Origin of the sequence: Actinocorallia longicatena, from assembly GCF_039534125.1 — a bacterium.
GTDB classification, from domain to species: Bacteria; Actinomycetota; Actinomycetes; order Streptosporangiales; family Streptosporangiaceae; genus Actinocorallia; species Actinocorallia longicatena.
The window spans coordinates 26,701-44,200 of record NZ_BAAAUV010000035.1; the positions used below are offsets into that span (position 1 = coordinate 26,701).

At 70.5% G+C, this 17,500-nt stretch carries 17 protein-coding genes; 9 read left to right on the forward strand and 8 right to left on the reverse strand.

Features of this window, described 5'->3' with window-relative positions; all coding sequences use genetic code 11:
• Position 1: 1 nt before the first annotated feature.
• Positions 2-673: a uracil-DNA glycosylase gene (locus ABD785_RS36865; RefSeq protein WP_344838184.1), complete on the forward strand. Its 672-nt coding sequence runs from the start codon at positions 2-4 to the stop codon at positions 671-673.
• Here the strand turns inward: ABD785_RS36865 and ABD785_RS36870 are convergent.
• The 3 genes from ABD785_RS36870 to ABD785_RS36880 form a co-directional block, all read right to left on the reverse strand.
• Entirely contained in the window at positions 670-2,121 is a 1,452-nt protein-coding gene (locus ABD785_RS36870) for a WS/DGAT/MGAT family O-acyltransferase (protein ID WP_344838185.1), read from the reverse strand. The two genes, ABD785_RS36865 and ABD785_RS36870, sit on opposite strands and share 4 nt — an antisense overlap.
• A gap of 169 nt (positions 2,122-2,290) precedes the next feature.
• A complete protein-coding gene (locus ABD785_RS36875) occupies positions 2,291-4,393 on the reverse strand; it encodes an MMPL family transporter (protein ID WP_344838187.1) in 2,103 nt (700 codons plus the stop codon).
• A 131-nt stretch (positions 4,394-4,524) separates the two neighbouring features.
• Complete coding sequence (locus tag ABD785_RS36880) at positions 4,525-5,283, reverse strand: iron-containing redox enzyme family protein (protein ID WP_344838190.1); 759 nt, start codon at positions 5,281-5,283, stop codon at positions 4,525-4,527.
• A 131-nt stretch (positions 5,284-5,414) separates the two neighbouring features.
• Between ABD785_RS36880 and ABD785_RS36885 the strand changes: the two genes are divergently transcribed.
• The 3 genes from ABD785_RS36885 (at position 5,415) to ABD785_RS36895 (ending at position 8,839) form a co-directional block, all read left to right on the forward strand.
• Entirely contained in the window at positions 5,415-6,788 is a 1,374-nt protein-coding gene (locus ABD785_RS36885; RefSeq protein WP_344838193.1) for an FAD-dependent oxidoreductase, read from the forward strand.
• 15 nt (positions 6,789-6,803) lie between these two features.
• On the forward strand, positions 6,804-7,607 hold the full coding sequence (locus ABD785_RS36890) for a lysophospholipid acyltransferase family protein (RefSeq protein WP_344838195.1): 804 nt from the start codon (positions 6,804-6,806) through the stop codon (positions 7,605-7,607).
• A 62-nt stretch (positions 7,608-7,669) separates the two neighbouring features.
• Complete coding sequence (locus ABD785_RS36895) at positions 7,670-8,839, forward strand: trans-sulfuration enzyme family protein (RefSeq protein ID WP_344838197.1); 1,170 nt, start codon at positions 7,670-7,672, stop codon at positions 8,837-8,839.
• Between the two features lie 78 nt (positions 8,840-8,917).
• Here ABD785_RS36895 and ABD785_RS36900 read toward each other — a convergent pair whose 3' ends face one another.
• Positions 8,918-9,670, reverse strand: coding sequence for a DUF2470 domain-containing protein (locus ABD785_RS36900; RefSeq protein ID WP_344838200.1), 753 nt, complete (start codon positions 9,668-9,670; stop codon positions 8,918-8,920).
• Positions 9,671-9,749: 79 nt separating this feature from the next.
• Between ABD785_RS36900 and rpsD the strand changes: the two genes are divergently transcribed.
• Together rpsD and ABD785_RS36910 are read left to right on the forward strand one after the other, a co-directional pair.
• Positions 9,750-10,358 (forward strand): 30S ribosomal protein S4, encoded by a 609-nt coding sequence (rpsD, locus tag ABD785_RS36905; RefSeq protein WP_344838203.1) that lies wholly within the window; start codon positions 9,750-9,752, stop codon positions 10,356-10,358.
• A 147-nt stretch (positions 10,359-10,505) separates the two neighbouring features.
• Positions 10,506-11,393, forward strand: coding sequence for a TauD/TfdA dioxygenase family protein (locus ABD785_RS36910; RefSeq protein WP_344838206.1), 888 nt, complete (start codon positions 10,506-10,508; stop codon positions 11,391-11,393).
• Between the two features lie 197 nt (positions 11,394-11,590).
• On the opposite strand, the gene ABD785_RS36915 is transcribed toward ABD785_RS36910, so the two are convergent.
• A complete protein-coding gene (locus tag ABD785_RS36915; protein ID WP_344838208.1) occupies positions 11,591-12,151 on the reverse strand; it encodes a MarR family winged helix-turn-helix transcriptional regulator in 561 nt (186 codons plus the stop codon).
• 89 nt (positions 12,152-12,240) lie between these two features.
• A complete protein-coding gene (locus ABD785_RS36920) occupies positions 12,241-12,924 on the reverse strand; it encodes a hypothetical protein (RefSeq protein ID WP_344838211.1) in 684 nt (227 codons plus the stop codon).
• Positions 12,925-13,017: 93 nt separating this feature from the next.
• Here ABD785_RS36920 and ABD785_RS36925 point away from each other — a divergent pair, with 93 nt between their 5' ends.
• Both ABD785_RS36925 and ABD785_RS36930 read left to right on the forward strand, forming a co-directional pair.
• On the forward strand, positions 13,018-14,205 hold the full coding sequence (locus tag ABD785_RS36925; protein ID WP_344838214.1) for a M20 metallopeptidase family protein: 1,188 nt from the start codon (positions 13,018-13,020) through the stop codon (positions 14,203-14,205).
• Between the two features lie 11 nt (positions 14,206-14,216).
• Positions 14,217-14,879 (forward strand): aggregation-promoting factor C-terminal-like domain-containing protein, encoded by a 663-nt coding sequence (locus ABD785_RS36930; RefSeq protein WP_344838217.1) that lies wholly within the window; start codon positions 14,217-14,219, stop codon positions 14,877-14,879.
• Between the two features lie 22 nt (positions 14,880-14,901).
• Here the strand turns inward: ABD785_RS36930 and ABD785_RS36935 are convergent, their stop codons facing one another.
• The gene (locus tag ABD785_RS36935) at positions 14,902-15,477 is read right to left on the reverse strand and encodes a TetR/AcrR family transcriptional regulator (RefSeq protein WP_344838219.1); all 576 of its coding nucleotides are present in this window, start codon (positions 15,475-15,477) and stop codon (positions 14,902-14,904) included.
• 65 nt (positions 15,478-15,542) lie between these two features.
• On the opposite strand from ABD785_RS36935, the gene ABD785_RS36940 reads away from it, so the two are divergent.
• On the forward strand, positions 15,543-16,190 hold the full coding sequence (locus tag ABD785_RS36940) for a TetR/AcrR family transcriptional regulator (RefSeq protein ID WP_344838222.1): 648 nt from the start codon (positions 15,543-15,545) through the stop codon (positions 16,188-16,190).
• On the opposite strand, the gene ABD785_RS36945 is transcribed toward ABD785_RS36940, so the two are convergent.
• Positions 16,164-17,432, reverse strand: coding sequence for a nitroreductase/quinone reductase family protein (locus ABD785_RS36945; protein WP_344838225.1), 1,269 nt, complete (start codon positions 17,430-17,432; stop codon positions 16,164-16,166). The two genes, ABD785_RS36940 and ABD785_RS36945, sit on opposite strands and share 27 nt — an antisense overlap.
• Positions 17,433-17,500: the final 68 nt, after the last annotated feature.

Below are 17,500 nucleotides of genomic sequence, written 5' to 3' on the forward strand. Positions count from 1 at the left end.
CATGGCACGACCGCTGCACGAGATCGTCGAGGCCGGGTGGGCGCGGGCCCTCGCCCCGGTCGAGGGCGACATCGCCAAGATGGGCGACTTCCTCCGGGCCGAACTGGCCGCCCGCCGCTCCTACCTGCCGTCGGGGGCGAACGTGCTGCGCGCGTTCCAGCAGCCGTTCGACCAGGTCAGAGTGCTGATCGTCGGCCAGGATCCGTATCCGACGCCCGGCGACGCCGTCGGGCTCAGCTTCTCGGTCGCGCCCGGCCGCAGGGTCCCGCCGAGCCTGGTCAACATCTACACCGAGTACATGAAGGACCTCGACCTTCCGGGGCCCGCCGACGGCGACCTGTCCCCGTGGGCCGAACGCGGCGTCCTGCTGCTCAACAGGGTCCTGACGGTCGCCCCGAACAAGCCCGCCTCGCACAAGGGCAAGGGCTGGGAGGCCGTCACCGAGCAGGCCATCCGGGCCCTCGCCAACCGCGGCACCCCGCTGGTCGCCATCCTGTGGGGGGCCCAGGCCCAGACCCTGCGCCCCCTGCTGTCGGACTATCCGGCGATCACCTCGGCCCATCCCAGCCCGATGTCGGCCGACCGCGGCTTCTGGGGCTCGCGGCCCTTCAGCCGCGCCAACGAGTTCCTGAGCAGGCAGGGCGCCGCCCCGATCGACTGGCGCCTGCCCTAGGCCGTCTCGTACGTCTGGGCGTCGGTGAGCTTGAGGAGCTCGGTGAGGGCGTCGCGCAGGTAGTCGACCAGGTTCCAGGCGTCGGGCACCAGCTCGGGGCAGGCGATGATGCCGATGTCGAGGCTGCCGTTGTAGGAGAAGACCGTGATGTTGACGCCGCCGGTCGCGTCGGAGATCACCGACGCAGGGTAGTAGGTGAGGATCCGGGCGCCCCGCACGTACAGCGGCTGCTGCGGGCCCGGCACGTTCGAGATGATCAGGTTGACGGGCGTGATCGCGGGGACGACCTGCATCACCAGCCGGGTGGCGAGCCCCGAGATCGGCGACGGCACGAGGCCGCTGACCATCTCGAACCAGGTCCCCGTCGAGCTGGCGAACCTCCGCTTGACGCTCTGCATCTGGGTCCTGACCGCGGCGAAGCGCTCCGCCGGATCCTCGATCTGGACCGGCAGCGGGGCGAACATCGCCGAAAGCGCGTTGCTCTCGTCGCAGGCGGCGCCCCGCCGCAGCGACACGGGGACGCAGGCCACCAGCGGCTGGGACGGCAGGGCGTCGTGGTCGATCAGCCACTGCCGCAGCGCTCCGGTGCACATCGCCATCACGACGTCGTTGACGCTGACGCCGAGCTCCCGCCGGACCTTCTTCACGTCGTCCAGCGGCAGCGACCCGAACGCGAAGGTCCGGTGCTGGGAGATCGAGGCGTTGAACGGGGTCCGCGGCGCTCCGGCCAGGTCCGCCCGCTCGGGGTTGGCGCGCCGCAGCACCGCGCGCAGCGTGTTCGACACCTCCCGGACTCCGGGCAGGTTCCCCACGATCGGAAGCTGGTCGAGGTAGGGCGCGGTCTTCAGCAGCTCCTCGGCCGTCCTGACCGGGTGCAGCACCGCCCGGGCCAGCCCCTTGCCGACCATCGGCGCGAGACCGGGGGCGCTCTCCCGCTCGGTCAGGTCCGGCGGCACCGAGACGGCCTCCGGCTGGAGGTCGAGCAGGGCCATCAGCAGCTCGGCGGCCAGCACCCCGTCGACGCACGCGTGATGGACCTTGATGTAGATCGCGGCCCGTCCTCCGGCGAGCCCCTGGACGAGATGCACCTCCCACAGGGGCCGCCGCCGGTCGAGCGGTCGTTCGTGGATGCGGGCGATCTCGGCGCCGAGCTGGAGGTCGTCGCCGGGAGCCGGCAGCGCCGCCTCGTGGACGTGCCGTGAGGGGTCGAAGTCCTCGTCGTCGACCCAGTAGGGCCGGTCGAGCCCGAGCGGAACGGCGGCGAGCTTGCGGCGCAGCGGCCTGGCCAGGTGGGCGCGCTCGGAGATGAGGTCGACGACGTCCTGCCGGGTGAGCCTTCCGCCCTCGCAGAGGGTGGTGTCGACGATGCCGAGCCCGCCGATGTGGGCCTGGGTCCTGCCGGACTCGATGTTGAGGAAGTTCGCGTCCACCGCGGTCAACTGAGTCATCTTCGTCGCGTCCCGTCTGCTCTTCGTGGCCCTGTGTCTCCCTTCAAGGGGTATGTCGTCGGGACGAAGCGGGTCAACAGAGGTCGGGCATTGATAACGAGGACTTAACCCAGGTTTCCGCAGCCCTGCGCGGAACTACCGACTGGTACGGCCACATCGTGTCAGGACGTCAGGAAACCCGCTCGGGAAGCTCGTCGCGGAGCTCCGCCAGCGGCACATCCGGCTCCCCGGCCAGCCGGGACGGCCACCACATGCGGCCGCCGATGTCGAGGTTGAGCGCCGTCACCAGGACCGAGCGGACGATGAAGGTGTCGAGCAGCACGCCGAACGCGACCGCGAAGCCCATCTCGGTGATGAACACCAGCGGCAGCGAGCCGAGGGCCCCGAAGGTCCCCGCGAGGACCGCGCCCGCCGAGGTGATGACGCCGCCCGTCGCGGCCAGGCCGATGAGCGCGCCGCGCCGGGTGCCGTGCCGCGCCGCCTCCTCGTGGACGCGCGTCATCAGGAAGATGTTGTAGTCGACGCCGAGGGCGACCAGGAACACGAACACCCACAGCGGATACGACGGGTCGGCGCCCTCGAAGCCGAAGACGTGCTCGAACATCAGCGCGCTGAAGCCGAGCGCGGCGCCGAACGACAGGATGACGGTGACGACCAGCAGGATCGGCGCGACGACCGACCGCAGCAGCGCCCCGAGGATCAGCAGGACCACCAGGAGCACCACCGGGACGACGAGGTTGGTGTCGTGCCGGGAGGCGTCGGTGATGTCGAGCACGACCGCGCTCGACCCGCCGACCCTGACGTCGCCGCCCTCGATGGAGTCGACCCGGGTGCGCAGATCCTTGACCAGGGCGAAGGCGGCGTCGCTGTCGGCGGGGTGGCTGAGCGTGCCCTCGACGTAGGCGATGCCGTTCTTCGTGACGGGCGGCTTCACGTCGAGGACGCCCGGGGTGGCCGCCAGCAGCGCCTGGATCCGCGGCCCGGCCGTGTCCCTGCCGGTGATCTGGATCGGGTTGCCGGAACCGGCCGGGAAGTGCTTGTTCTGGACCTCCTCGCCGATCGCGGAGTCGGGCTTGTCGCGGAACGCGTCGTGGTTCTGCAGGCCGCCGGTGTCGAGCCCGAACAGCGCGACCGACAGCAGCCCGAGCGCGACGGCCGTCCCGGTCCACACCGCCCGCGGCCGCCGGGCGACGACCATGCCGACCCGGGACCAGAACCCGCGCTCGGCCGGTTCGTCGCTGCCCGCGTGCGGCTTGACCGGCCAGAACAGCCAGCGCCCGCAGATGACGAGCAGCGCGGGCAGCAGGGTGACCATGGCCAGCAGCCCGAAGACCACCCCGACGGCCATCACGGGACCGAGGCTCCGGGTGGAGGCCAGCTCGGCGAGCAGCAGGCACATCATGGCCAGGGAGACGGTCGCGCCGGAGGCGATGATCGCCGGTCCCGCCCGGTGCAGCGCGACGGCCATCGCCTCGTGCCTGTCCTCGTGCCGGCGCAGTTCCTCCCGGTAACGGGCGATGAGGAGCAGCGCGTAGTCCGTCGCGGCGCCGAAGACCAGCACGATGAGGATGAACGAACTCTGCCCGTTGACGGTCAGCACGTCGTTCTTCGCCAGCAGGTAGACGATCCCCTCGGCGACGGCCAGGGCGACGCCGACGCAGAGCAGCGGCAGGATCCACAGGATGGGGCTGCGGTAGGTCAGCAGCAGGATCACGATGACGATCGCGGCGGTGATGTAGAGCAGCGTGGTGTCGAAGCCGCCGAAGACGAGCCCGAAGTCCCCGCTGTAGCCGCCGGGACCGGTGACGTGCGCCTTCAGCCCGGGCGGGCCGCCGTTATGCGCGATGGCGCGGAAGTCCTTGATGGCGGGGCCGAGGGCGTCCCAGCCCTTGTCGCCCAGGACGAAGTCGGCGACGACCATGAGCGCCAGTCCGTCCTGCGACCTGACCACCGGGGCCACCTTGCCGACACTGGTGATGCCCTGGAACTTCGCGGCGTCGGCCTCGGCCTTCGCCTGGTCGGCGGCCGTGACGGGCTGCCCGTCGCGGTGGTAGACGACCAGCGTGGGGATGGAGTCGGTGTCGACGAAGTTCTCGGAGTCCTTGAACACCCGGGTGGACTCGGCCGACGTGGGCAGCCACTCCGTCGCCTCGTTCTTCTGGACCTCGGTGAGCTTGCCGCCCAGGCCTCCCAGGCCCATGAACAGCGCGATCCAGACGACGAGGACGATCCACTTCGCCCACCTGCCGGTGGGGACCCTGGCGAGCTTCACACGTCAACGGCTATCCCGGACACCCCGGAGGGGTCAAGACATATCGCGTCCTGAACAGGGTGCCCGGGAACGTTCCCGCAGGTGAGAGCCGTGACCGGAAGCGGTCAGAGGGTAACTCGGTCAGCGAGACATCACGAGGCGACACAGGCGTCGAAGCCGCGGCGGAAGAGCTCCAGCGAACGACGGGTCACCTCCTTCACGGCCGCGCGGTCGTCGTCGTCGCGGACCGAGAGCTTGATGAGCTCGAGGGCCTCGCGGGGGTGGGCGTCGTCGTACTCCGCGTGCTCGGCGAGCCACATGAGGGAGTACTTGTCGTCGCCCATCCGCTCCCTGAACGCGGGCATGACCAGGCGCGTCCACTCGCCGGTCGTGCCCTCGATCGCGAAGTTGACGGCGCCGAACGCCTCGGCGACCGATCCCCGGTAGGAGACCGACCAGAGGAACTCGCACAGCGCGGCGACCTCCGGTCCCGGCCGGTGGTGGAGGATCTCCTGCTCGGTCAGGCCCAGGCCGACCCCCCAGTCGATGAACCACTGCGCGTGCAGCGCCTCGGTGCGGATGTTGCCGATGAGCCAGTCACGGGCGAGCAGGTCGCCCTCGGACTTGCCGTAGGTGGTGCGGCCGAGGTACACGCCCATGTACTTCGGGAACGCCTCCACGACGCAGAAGAACTCCTTGACGAGGTTGCGCCAGGACTCGTCGTCGACGCCGTCGGCGACGGTACGGGTGAACAGCGGTGAGGCGAGCACATCGTCCCAGTCGTGCTGCAGCTCGGCGATCATGTTCTCGACCCATGCCGGATGCGGTGTTTCGGACAGCTCCCGTTTCACCGTCCGGTGATGCTGGGTCCGGGACGGCGGGCGTCCCCTGGTGGTCAGAGCTTCGGTCATGCGTGTATCCCCTCCACGCCCAGGTGGTAGACGTTGCCCACTATCGGCCGCGAGCTGATCATTGTAAATATTTAATTCCATAGTGGACATGGCGGATCGGCGACCCTCACATGGACGCGGAAGAGGGACAGATGGAGCGCAAGCACGCGGTGGTCATCGGCGGAAGCATCGCCGGGCTGCTCAGCGCACGGGTACTGGCGGATCACTTCGAGCGGGTCACCCTCCTGGACCGGGACGTCTTCCCTGCGGAGCCGGTATTCCGGGCGGGAGTACCGCAGGGAAGGCACCTGCACGTTCTGTGGACCAGGGGACTGGAGATTCTGTCCGGCCTGCTGCCGGGCTTCGTCGACGACCTGCTCGCGGAGGGGGCGGTCGACCTGCGGATCCCGCGCGACTTCCTGTGGCTGACGGCGGAAGGATGGCGGGAGCGGTTCGACACCGACCGGATGATCACCTTCAGCCGCGGCCTGCTGGAGTGGACGGTCCGGCGGCGCGTGCTGGAGCTGCCGAACGTCACGGCGCTGACCGGGATCGAGGCGACCGGCCTTCTGGGCGCCCGGAACGTCACCGGGGTGGCCTTCCGGGCGCGCGGCGGCGCCGTTCCGCCGGGCGGCAAGGGCGAGCTGCGGGCCGATCTCGTCGTCGACGCCTCGGGACGGGCGTCGAAGGCTCCGGCGTGGCTGGCCGGGCTCGGGCACTCCGGGCTCCGTGAGACGCGCATCGACCCGCTGCTCGGCTACGCCAGCCGCACCTACGCCATCCCCGACGGGTTCGACCCCGGCTGGAAGGCCCTCTACCTCCAGGCCGACCCGCCGCTCACGCGCCGGACCGGCGGGCTGTTCCCGCAGGAGGGCGGCCGGTGGATCTGCAGCCTCTCCGGAACCGGGCGGGACTACCCGCCGACGACCGAGGCGGGCTTCCTGGACTACGCGCGGAACCTGCGCAGCCCCGTGCTCTACGAGGCGATCAAGGACGCGGAGCCGCTCAGCCCGATCACCTCCTTCCGCGACACGTCCAACGTCCGCAGGCGCTTCGACCGGATGCGGACGTGGCCCGAGGGATTCGTGGTGACCGGCGACGCCGTCTGCGCGTTCGACCCGATCTACGGCCAGGGGATGAGCGTCGCGGCGCTGACCGCGCTCGAACTGGACCGGACGCTGGCCGAGCGCAGGTCGGCGCACTGGTTCCAGAAGCGGGCGCGCTGGTGCGCGGCCGGCGCCTGGCTGGTGGCGACCGGTGAGGACCGGCGGTACACCGAGACCGAGGGGCCGCCCGTCCGGCTGCACACGAAGGTCATCAACGCCTATGTGAGCAAGGCCGTCGCGGCGGCCAACGTGGACCCGGCCAGCCAGGCGGCCCTGCTGGACGTCCTCGCGCTGAAGGCCCTGCCGACCTCGCTGTTCCTCCCGGGCACACTCGCCCGGGTCCTCACCAACACCAGACCCCCCAAAACTTCGCCCGGCGAGTTGTCGACCTCCCACATTTCGGGGGTTACGAAGTCGTAGGTTACGGTTCTAGGCATGAGCGAGATCGTCTACCCGCCGGTGATCCTGGCCGCCAAGGGCATGTTCAAGGCACTGGGCATGCGCTTCCGGATCGAGGGATACGAGAACATTCCCGCCACCGGCGGGGCGGTGATCTCCAGCAACCACGTGTCGTACCTCGACTTCATCTTCGTCGGCCTGGGCGCGAACCCGGCCAGGCGGCTGGTCCGCTTCATGGCGAAGAAGGAGGTCTTCGACCACAAGATCTCCGGGCCGCTGATGCGCGGGATGAAGCACATCCCGGTCGACCGCGAGAACGGGGCGTCCTCCTACATCGCGGCGCTCAAGGCGCTCAAAGCCGGGGAGTGCGTGGGCGTCTTCGCCGAGGCGACGATCAGCCAGTCCTTCACCGTCAAGGAGATCAAGTCGGGCGCCGTCCGGATGGCGATGGCCTCCGGCACGCCGCTGATCCCGGTGGCGGTCTGGGGCGAGCAGCGGATGTGGACCAAGGGCCGGCCTCGCAAGATCCTCCAGCGTGGGGTCGACATCACGATCCTCATCGGCGAGCCGATGCACGTCACCCGCAAGGACGACGCCACCGAGGTCGCCGAGCGGCTCCGCGCCAAGATGCAGGAACTGCTCGACAAGGCCCAGCGGGAGTATCCCGTGGACGGCAAGGGCCAGTGGTGGCAGCCGCGGCACCTCGGCGGCACGGCGCCGACCTTCGAGGAGGCCGAGGCCCTCGACGCCGCCGAGGCCGAGGAGAAGGCCCGCCGCCGCGCGCTGCGCGAGGCGGAGGCCGCCAGGACCGAAGCGGCGACGGACAAACCGGCCGAATAAGCAGGCCACTGGACGGCATTGGCCCTGTTTGTCCAGGTCAGCGGCGAGGCAGACTGGTCAGTATGACCGAGCTGCGCCGAGAGACCCGTGCCGTCCACACGCCCGTCATCGTTCCGTCCGGTAGCCGGCCCCTGGGGATGCCTATCTACCAGGGCCACCTGTTCTCCTTCGACTCGGCCGACGCCATGGCCGACGCCTTCGACGGCCCGAACCAGCCGCCGTTCTACTCGCGGCTCGGCAATCCCACGGTCAGGGCGTTCGAGGAGGCCGTCGCCGGGCTCGAGGGCGGGGTCGGGGCGCTCGCCACGGGCTCCGGCATGGGCGCGATCAACGCGGTCCTGCACGGCCTGCTGCGCACCGGTGACCATGTGATCGCCCAGAGCTGCCTGTACGGCGGCACGTATGGATCGCTCCAGAGCCTGGCGGCCAAGTGGGGCGTCGAGGTGACCTACGTCTCCGGGCACGACCCGGCCGAGGTGACCGCGGCGCTGCGGCCGAACACCCGGCTGCTCTACCTGGAGACCATCGCCAACCCGACCACCCGGGTCACCGACGTTCCGGCGCTCGTCGCGGCGGCGGGCCCCGGCGTGAAGACCGTCGTGGACAACACCTTCGCCACTCCCCTGCTGTTCCGGCCGCTGGAGCACGGCGCGGACGTGGTGGTCCACTCGGCGACCAAGTACATCTGCGGGCACGGGGACGTCGTGGCGGGGGTCGCGGTCTTCGCCGACGAGGCCGTCCACCGGACCGTCTGGAACGAGGCGGTCGAACTCGGCTCGACCCTCGACCCGTTCGCGGCCTTCCTGCTGCTGCGCGGGCTGACGACGCTGGGCGTCCGGCTGCCGCGCATCTGCGACAACGCCGTCCACCTGGGCAAGAACCTGGCCGCCCATCCCGCGGTGGAGCGGGTGAACTACCCCTCCCTGCCCGACCACCCCGACTACGACGTGGCCCAGCGGCTGCTGTCGGGCGGCGGCGGCGTCCTCGCCTTCGACCTCAAGGGCGGGCGGGAGGCGGGCCGGCACTTCATCGAGAACGTGAAGCTGCTCACCCTGACCGCCTCGCTCGGCGACGGCAAGACCCTCGCGATGCACCCCGCCAGCACCTCCCACCGCATGTACTCGGCGGAGGCGCTGGAGGCCGCGGGCTTCGGCGAGGGCACCGTCCGGCTGGCGGTCGGCCTGGAGCACCCCGACGACCTGTGGGACGACATCAGCCAGGCGCTGCTGTAGAACTCGTCGGCCCGTGGCGGGCCCGGACTGGATGCCGGGGGTCCGCCACGGGCCGACGTCTTCGCGTCCGCCGGGGCCCTACGCGTTGACGGTCGCGAAGAGTTTGCGGTAGGCGCCGCGCAGGCCGTTGAGGTCGCGCGCCGGGGCGTCGAAGGCGAAGCGCAGGTCGAAGGGCTCGCGGCCGGGGGCCAGGCAGCGGACGTTCAGGCCGAAGCGGTTGAGGGCGACGGCCCGGACGACGTGGTCGGGCTCCAGCTCGCCGAAGCGGGCCTTGACCAGGGCGGCGAGCTCGGGCCTGTGCGCGTGGTCGAGATGGACGATCGCGCCGGCCTCGAGGGCCACGAACGGGTCGGGACGGGCGTCGGCGTACTCGTCGGGCTCGACGACCGCGCTGCCCCACACGTCCTCGATCTCGATCTCGGCGACCTCCAGGGCGAGGATCGTCCACTCCTCGACGGCCGGGATCCGCGCGCCGAGGTCGAGCAGGTCGGGCCGGGGGTGGAGCCGGGAGATCCGGACGGCGGCCTCCCGCCGGCTCTCCGGCGGGACCTCGGTGATCCAGCCGTGCAGCCAGGCGCGGCCCCGCACCCGGTCGGCGAGCGGGACCGGGGTCAGATCGCTGATGCGGAGCGTCGCGGGCAGGTCGGGCTCGGCCGTGAGGGCGGCGACGATCGGCGAGGCGGCCGGGACGAGCATCAGCGGGACGCCCTGCTCGTCGGTCACGTGGGCGGCGAGGGTCACTTCGGCCTCGCCCAGGGCGGCCAGTGATCCACCGGCCACGCCGTAGGCGAGGGTGCGGGCGCGCTCGGCTCCGGAGGGTCCGTGGATCATTGCTGTGCTCCTTTAGGTTAGGCTAGCCTAAGTAAGGCTCGCCTAACCACGACCACCAGGAATCTCGCAAGGAGTGTTCATGAACAACCCCCGGCCGAAAGCGAAGCTCTCGCGCGCACTGGGCATCCCCCTCACCCCCAAGTGCGTGAAGTACTTCGAGAACCGGCCCTACCCGCCGGGCGTCCACGGCCGGGCGCGCAAGAAGGACTCCGGATACAAGGCCCAGCTGCTGGAGAAGCAGAAGCTGCGGGCGCAGTACAACATCCGCGAGGCCCAGCTCAGGAACGCCTTCGACAAGGCGCGCAAGATCCAGGGCAAGAGCGGCGAGAACCTCGTGATCGACCTCGAACGCCGCCTGGACGCCCTCGTGCTGCGCGCCGGTTTCGCCCGGACGATCTACCAGGCCCGGCAGTTCGTCGTGCACCGCCACATCCTGGTCAACGGCAAGCGCGTGGACCGCCCGTCCTACCGGCTGCGCCCCGGCGACTTCATCCAGGTCGCCGAGCGGAGCAGGAACCTGCCCCCGTTCCAGGTCGCGGCCGCGGGCGCCCACACCCCGGCGGCCCCCGCCCCCTACCTGGAGGTACAGGGCTCCGCCCTGCTGGCGAAGCTGGAGCGCCTCCCGCTCCGCTCCGAGATCCCGATCATCTGCGACGAGCAACTCGTCGTCGAGTTCTACTCGAGGTGACCCCACCCTCCCCGCGAACGGGCGCCCACGATCTCTTCGTGGGCGCCCGTTCCGCATCCCGGGAGAAGTCGGCCCTAGCCAGAAAAATGTGTGTGGAGTACATTCAACCTAGCGATTGCTTGTCAGCCGGGAAGGGCTCTTCACACCATGATCGAATTCCAGAAGGTCACGCGGAACATCGGCGCTGAGGTCACGGGTGTCGACCTTCGCAAGCCGCTCGACGAGGAGCAGGTGCACACGATCCGGCAGGGGCTGCTGGAGAACTACGTGCTGTTCTTCCGCGACCAGCACATCTCCGACGAGGAGCACCAGGCGTTCGCGCTGAACTTCGGCACGCTCGACATCCCGAAGATGAACACCACCGGCGGGGCCATCCACGTGCTCGACCAGACCGACCCCAAGGGCGAGGGCGGCGACCAGTGGCACAGCGACAACACGTTCATGAAGCGGCCGCCGACGGGCTCGCTGCTGCGGGCCGTCATCCTGCCGGAGGTCGGCGGTGACACCAACTGGGCGAACATGCAGCTCGTCTACGAGTCGCTCGCGCCGTGGCTCCAGCGCCTGTGCGACGAGCTGTACGCCGAGCACGACCTGACCATGTCGATCTCCAAGGCGATCGACAAGGGCCACCGCTTCGACCTGCGCGACATGCAGGACAAGAACCCGCCGTCGATCCACCCGGTCGTCCGCGTCCACCCCGAGACCGGGCGCAAGGCCCTCTACGTCAACCGCAGCTCGGTCACGCGCCTCATCGGCCTGTCCCGCCGCGAGAACGAGGCGATCCTCCCGCTGCTGTTCGACGCCGTCCGCGACCCCCAGTTCCAGGTCCGCCTCAAGTGGCGCGTCGGCACCCTCGCCTTCTGGGACAACCGCCCCACCCAGCACTACGCCGTCGCCGACTACACCGAGCGCCGCAAGATGCACCGCGTCACCTTCATGGCCCCCGAGTCCCTCGACTCCGGCGTCCCCACCGGCCCCGGCGGCGTCACCGGCGCCGACGCCCCGGCCGAGGCCGCGGCCGCCCGCTACCTCTAGCATTCCCCGTAGGGCCGCCGCCGTCGGCGGCGGCCCTACGTCTTCGTGTTCGGCCCCCTACGATGGGTACATGACTGCCATGACGGACAGCCCGACAACGACGGTCCTCGCCATCGGCTCCTACCGGGAGGGAACATCCCCGAACCGCTCGGCTTCGACCTCGACACCGCCCGGATCTGACCCGAGCCGCCCGGCGTTCAGCCGAGGCTGGGCAGCTCCGCCCGGCCCACCCGCTCCAGCCTGACAAGAATGTGCTTCAGCGACTCGCGCTGGTCCTCGTCCAGGGCTCCGGCGAACACCCGCCGCAGGGTCTGGGTGTGGACACGGTTGGCGTGATCGAGGGTGGCGCGCCCCTTGTCGGTGAGCGAGGCCTTCTGCACCCGGCGGTCGGTGTCGGAGGCGTACCGCGACACGAGCCCGGCCTTCTCCATCCGGTCGATCAGCCGGGTCATCCCGCCGCTGGTCAGGATGGTCTCACCGGCGAGATGGCTCATGGACGTGCAGCCGCCCTCCAGCCGCCGCAGCACCTCGTACATCGCGTGGGTGATCCCCACGTGCCGCTCGAACTCCTTGCCGACGATCCGCTCCAGCCGCGTGGACGCGCTGAGCATGAGGCCGTAGTCGCGGATCAGCTGCTCGTCGGGGCCGACCTGCGGCCCGAGCCCGGGGCAGCCCGTCATCGGATCGTCGCCGGAACGGCCGGCCGATCCCCCGTTCAGGTCGTACCCGCTCTCCGTGCCCGCCGTATCCGTGTTCACCGCTGCCTCCCGCATCCATCATGTCCAACAGCGGCGGGGGACGACACCTTCCCGAAGGAGTTGTTTCCCTACATTAAGGCCTTTCCCTTCTACGGGCCCGTCGGCAGGCCGTCGCCGGGGGCGTCGTCGCCGAGGCCGGGGACGGCTCCGCCCGAGTCGCGCTCGGAACCCGCGGCGGCCGTGGAGGCGACCATCCAGATGCCGTCCTTCCGGACCATGCCCAGGGTGAGATGGTTCCGCTCGACCGTCCGGGAGCCGCCGGGGCCGGTGAAGGTCAGGTCGAAGACCAGGACGACGTCGGCCTTGCCGCCGTCGATCGAGGCGATGTAGACGGCGTCGGTCCTGGACTCCAGCGACACCTCGGCGTCGGTCAGCTGCCGCTTCAGCCGGTCGGCCTGCGAGGTCCTCAGGTCGGCCAGGGCTTCGCCGGTGAGGAAGGTCAGGACGCGCGCCTGCGCGGCGTCGACCCCGCCCACGGGATAGGTGCCCAGCGCGTCTCCGTAGCCGGTGACCCGGGCCACCAGCGCCGCCCGGTCGTCGTCGGGTGAGCCCGCCGACCGCCACTGGAGGAGCGCGAACCCGGCCAGCAGGGCGAGCGCCACGACCGCGGCCGACAACCCGGCCACCAGGCCGCCGCGCGCCCCGGACGGCCGCTCGGCGGGCGGGCGCGCGCCCGCCTCCTCCGCGCCGATCAGCTCGGCCTTGATCAGCTCCGCTTCCTCGGGATCGGCCCCGGCGCGCAGGACCGGATTCTGCTCAGGGGTGGAGCTCATGCGCCCATCATCACCCAGCGCGACCGAGGGTGTACAGGGCCCCAAAACGCTCAGCCTGTGGTGACCGGTGCGAAGGTGAGAGAGGATCAGGTGGTGACCCCCACCCTCACGGCGGCGATGGCGCTGCAAGACGGGCTGGTCGAGCTGCGGCGCGCGATCCACGCCGAACCCGAGCTCGGCCTTCACCTCCCCCTCACCCAGGAGAAGGTCCTCGCCTCGCTGCGGGGGCTGCCACTGGAGATCACCACCGGGAAGGCCCTGTCGTCGGTGACGGCCGTCCTGAACGGCTCGCGGCCGGGGCCGACGGTCCTGCTCCGCGCCGACATGGACGCCCTTCCGCTGGAGGAGCAGGCCGACGTGGAGTTCCGCTCGACCAGGGGCGGGGTGATGCACGCCTGCGGGCACGACCTGCACACCGCGATGCTGGTGGGGGCGGCCCGCCTGCTGTCGGAGTCCGACTTCCCCGGCAGCGTGATCTTCATGTTCCAGCCCGGTGAGGAGGGCTACGCCGGGGCCAAGATGATGATCGACGAGGGGGTGCTGGAGGCCACCTGGCAGAAGCCCGTCGCCGCCTTCGCCCTGCACGTCATCCCGGCGCTGCCGCACGGCCTCGTCACCTGCAAGGGCGGGCCGATCCTGGCCGCGGCCGACACCGTCTCGGTCCGGGTGCGCGGACTCGGCGGCCACTCCTCGACCCCGCACCAGACCCGCGACCCCATCCCGCCGGCCTGCGAGATGGTGACCGCGCTCCAGACCTACGTGACGCGCGCCTTCGACGTCTTCGACCCGGTCGTGCTGACGATCGGCTCGTTCCACTCCGGCCACGCGCCGAACATCATCCCCGACGACGTCACCTTCACCGGCACCATCCGGTCCTTCTCGCCGGAGTCGCAGCGGCGGATCGAGGCGGGCTTCCACCAGGTCGTCAACGGGGTCGCGGCGGCGCACGGCGTCGCGGTCGAGATCGACTACCGGCAGGACTACCCGGTGACCGTCAACGATCCGGGCGAGGCCGAGTTCCTCGGCGGGGCGGTCCGCGATCTTCTCGGGGCGGACCGGTACCGGGATCTGCCGGTCCCGCTGCCGGGCTCGGAGGACTTCTCCTTCGTGCTCGGCTCGGTGCCGGGCGCGCTCGCCCTGATCAGCGCCTGCCCGCCCGACCAGGACGAGACGACGCTGCCCGACATCCACTCGGCCGAGGCCGTCTTCGACGACTCCGCGCTCGCCCGCGGCAGCGCGATCTACGCCGAACTCGCACTAAAACGTCTGAACCGGGTCTAACCTACGTATCCATGCATGAAAGCCGTCGCCCCCTGATCATTCGGATCCTGACCAGCAACGCGCTGATCGGGCTGGTCGCGATGGTCGTGCTGGGGGTCGTGGCCTTCAATCTGAACTTCGGCGGCACGTCCGGGCCGCCCGCGCTGGCCGAGGACGGCCCCATCTCGGCGAACGAGGCCCTCCAGCTCATCCAGCAGCCGGACATCGGCCCGATCGAGGCCAACGCGATCGCCAACGCCAAGCGGCGCGCCTACGAGCGGCAGAAGGCGATCGAGAAGAAGGCCCGCGAGAAGCGCGCCTGGTACCGCAAGCACAAGAAGGAGATCGACGCCAAGAAGGAGGCCGAGCGGATCGCCAAGCTCCCCAACCCCTCCTCCGAGGAGAACAAGAAGCTCGGCAAGCAGCTCAGCGACCTGCGCGGCTGGTCGTCCTGCTGGAAGTCGCTCGAGACCCTGTGGACCCACGAGAGCCACTGGAACGAGCGCGCCGACAACCCGTGGAGCGACGCCTACGGCATCCCGCAGGCCCTGCCCGGCACCAAGATGGCCACCGCCGGGCCCAACTGGCAGTACAACGCCACGACCCAGATCGTCTGGGGACTCGGCTACATCAAGTCCCGCTACGGCGACCCGTGCAAGGCCTGGGGCTTCTGGCAGTCCCACAACTGGTACTGAGGCCCCGTCAACTGAGAACCCGTCAGCGGGCCAGGCGGCCGAGGATCGCGGTGACCTCGCCGATGACCTCCAAGGCCTCCTGGTCGGATTCGGCGGCGGCCACCTCGCGGCCCGCCTCGCCCATGACGGTCGTGAGCACCAGGGCCAGGACCCGGCTCTCGGTGGCCCCGAGCAGCCGGGTGTTGGACTCGATCCACTGGCGGGCCCTGGCGCGGCGGGTCAGCCCGAAGCCGGACGGGCCCTCGCCCCCCTGGAACAGGCGGGAGGCGGTGCGCTGCTCCCAGCAGACCTCCAGGAAGGCCCGCGAACCCAGGATGAACAGCTGGATCGGGTCCTTCTCGCCCTCGGCCCGCGCGGCCTTGACCGCGAGGGTGGCGCGGCGCTCCTGCTCGGTGGTGTAGTCCTCCCAGAGCGCGAGATACAGCCCGGCCTTCCCGCCATAGTGGTGGTAGAGGCTGCCGACGCTGATCCCGGACCGCTCGACGATCTCCGCGATCCCCGCCCCGGCGTATCCCCGGTCGGCGAAGACGGCCTGCGCCGCGTCCAACAGCGCCTGACGGGTGGCATCGGCCCGCGCCCACTGCCGGTTCTCGCTCATGTGATGATTTTAGAACATCCTTCTAGAACAATGCTCACAGGCCCGTCCCACTAGGATGTCGGCCGATGCCTACATCAACCTGGTACCGGCTGAATCCGGCGAAGCGCGAGCGGGTCCTCGAGGCCGCTCAGCGGGAGTTCGGCACGCACGGCTACTCCACGGGGAGCCTGAACACGATCGCCCGCGAGGCCGACATCGCCAAGGGCTCACTGTTCCAGTACTTCGCCGACAAGCTGGAGTTCTTCACCTACGTGGCCGAGGAGACCACCGGCCGGATCCGCGCGGAGATGGAGCGGCGGATAGCGGCCAGCGACTTCGACCAGCCCTACACCGAATGGCTGGCCGACGTGTGCTGCATGTGGGCCGACTACTTCGCCGAGCACCCGCTGGAGCGGGCCGTCACCGCCGCGATCAACCTGGAGATCGACAACACGGTGCGGGCGCTGGTGCGCAAGCCGTCCAACGAGCACTACCTCGCCTCGATCAGGCCGCTGATCGCGACCTGGCGCGAGCGCAACCAGATGCGCGAGGAGCTCGACGACGACCACGCCACCGCGCTGCTCCTGCTGATCCTCCCGCACATCGCCCTCGGCCCCTACTACGACGGCATCGACCCGGTGCTCGGGCTGCGCGGCCGCACCCCCCAGGAGCAGTACCCGATCATCCGCTCGTTCGTGCGGACGCTCTCACCGGTCTTCGACGCGAAATCCTGAGTTCCGCACCATCGCCTCCGTCGCGTCCACGCCGACGGACAGGCAGAGCGCCAGCTTCTGCGGGACGGTCAGCGCGAGCTCGGCCCAGGTCCGGTCCGACAGCATCCGGTCGGTGAGCAGCTCGGCCTCCGCCGCGGCGTACAGACCCGGGGGCACCTCGGCGCGGACGGCCTCGCGGAAGCGGTGCCAGGCCGGCAGCAGCGGACGGCCCGCACCGGCCTCCCGGCGAGGCGGCGACGGGCGTTCCGGGACGCCGTCGAGGTCGGCGACCAGGAGCCTGCTCAGCCGGGCCACCGGCCGGAACGGGGCGGGCACGAGGTCGCCGTCGGTCGCGGCGTCGGTCAGCCGGACCCCACGGATCCGGTGCAGCCGGCCGAGCCGCTCGATCCCGCCCCCGTCCGCGGCCAGCACGTTGCGGACCCAGTCGGAGCGGTCCCCGTACATCACGAAGATGATGATCTTGTTGCCGTTCCGCACGGCCGTCACCGGGGTGCGCCGGACCGTGCCCGAGATCCTGCCCCGGTGCACGACGGTCGCGAAGGGCGGCAGATAGGGCGAGTACCGGCCCTGGACGGCGTTGGCGGCCCTGGAGAACCAGCCGGGCCAGTCCGGCAGGAACCGGTCGCTGTCGTCGGCGGAGCGCAGCCAGCCGAGCGGGCCGCTCTCCCACGCCCCGGGCTCGGGCTCGGCCCCCGCGGACTTCAGCAGCATGGCGAGCATCTCGTAGTGCCCGACCAGGAAGCACAGGTCGCGGATCTGCCCGGCCGACAGGAAACCCTCCAGCCGGGCGCGGGCGGCCGCGCCCAGTTCCCGTTCCCGGTACAGGTCGTCGGTGGCGGCGATCAGGGCGCGCTGCCGCTCGTCCCCGCCCTTGCCCTCGGCGATCCGCTCGACGTTCCCGATGGAGATCCCGGCGTTGCGCGACAGGTGGACATGGTGGAAGAACTCGTACCAGCCGCCGGCGTTCCAGGTGGCGCGGAGCGTCACGAGCTCGGTGGGGGCGCGGCCCAGGCTGCCGCGCGGGACCAGTTCGTAGGCGAAGGGCAGGTAGGCGCGGGCGACCTCGGGGAGCAGGCCCAGCACCTGGACGAGCCGGGTCTCGCCGGTCCCGGCGAGCAGGCCCACGCCCTTCGAGACCAGCCAGGCGGGGACGCCCAGATCGGCACGGCCGCCGAACGGGACGCGCGGAGGGTCGGCGGCCTTCCAGTGCGGAGCCGCTGCGAGCCGTTCGATGACGCCCATGAAGTCTCCCTCGAAGGGTGAGGCTTACGCCGTACGAGCCTAGCCTATTGCGACGTATCTGTTACATT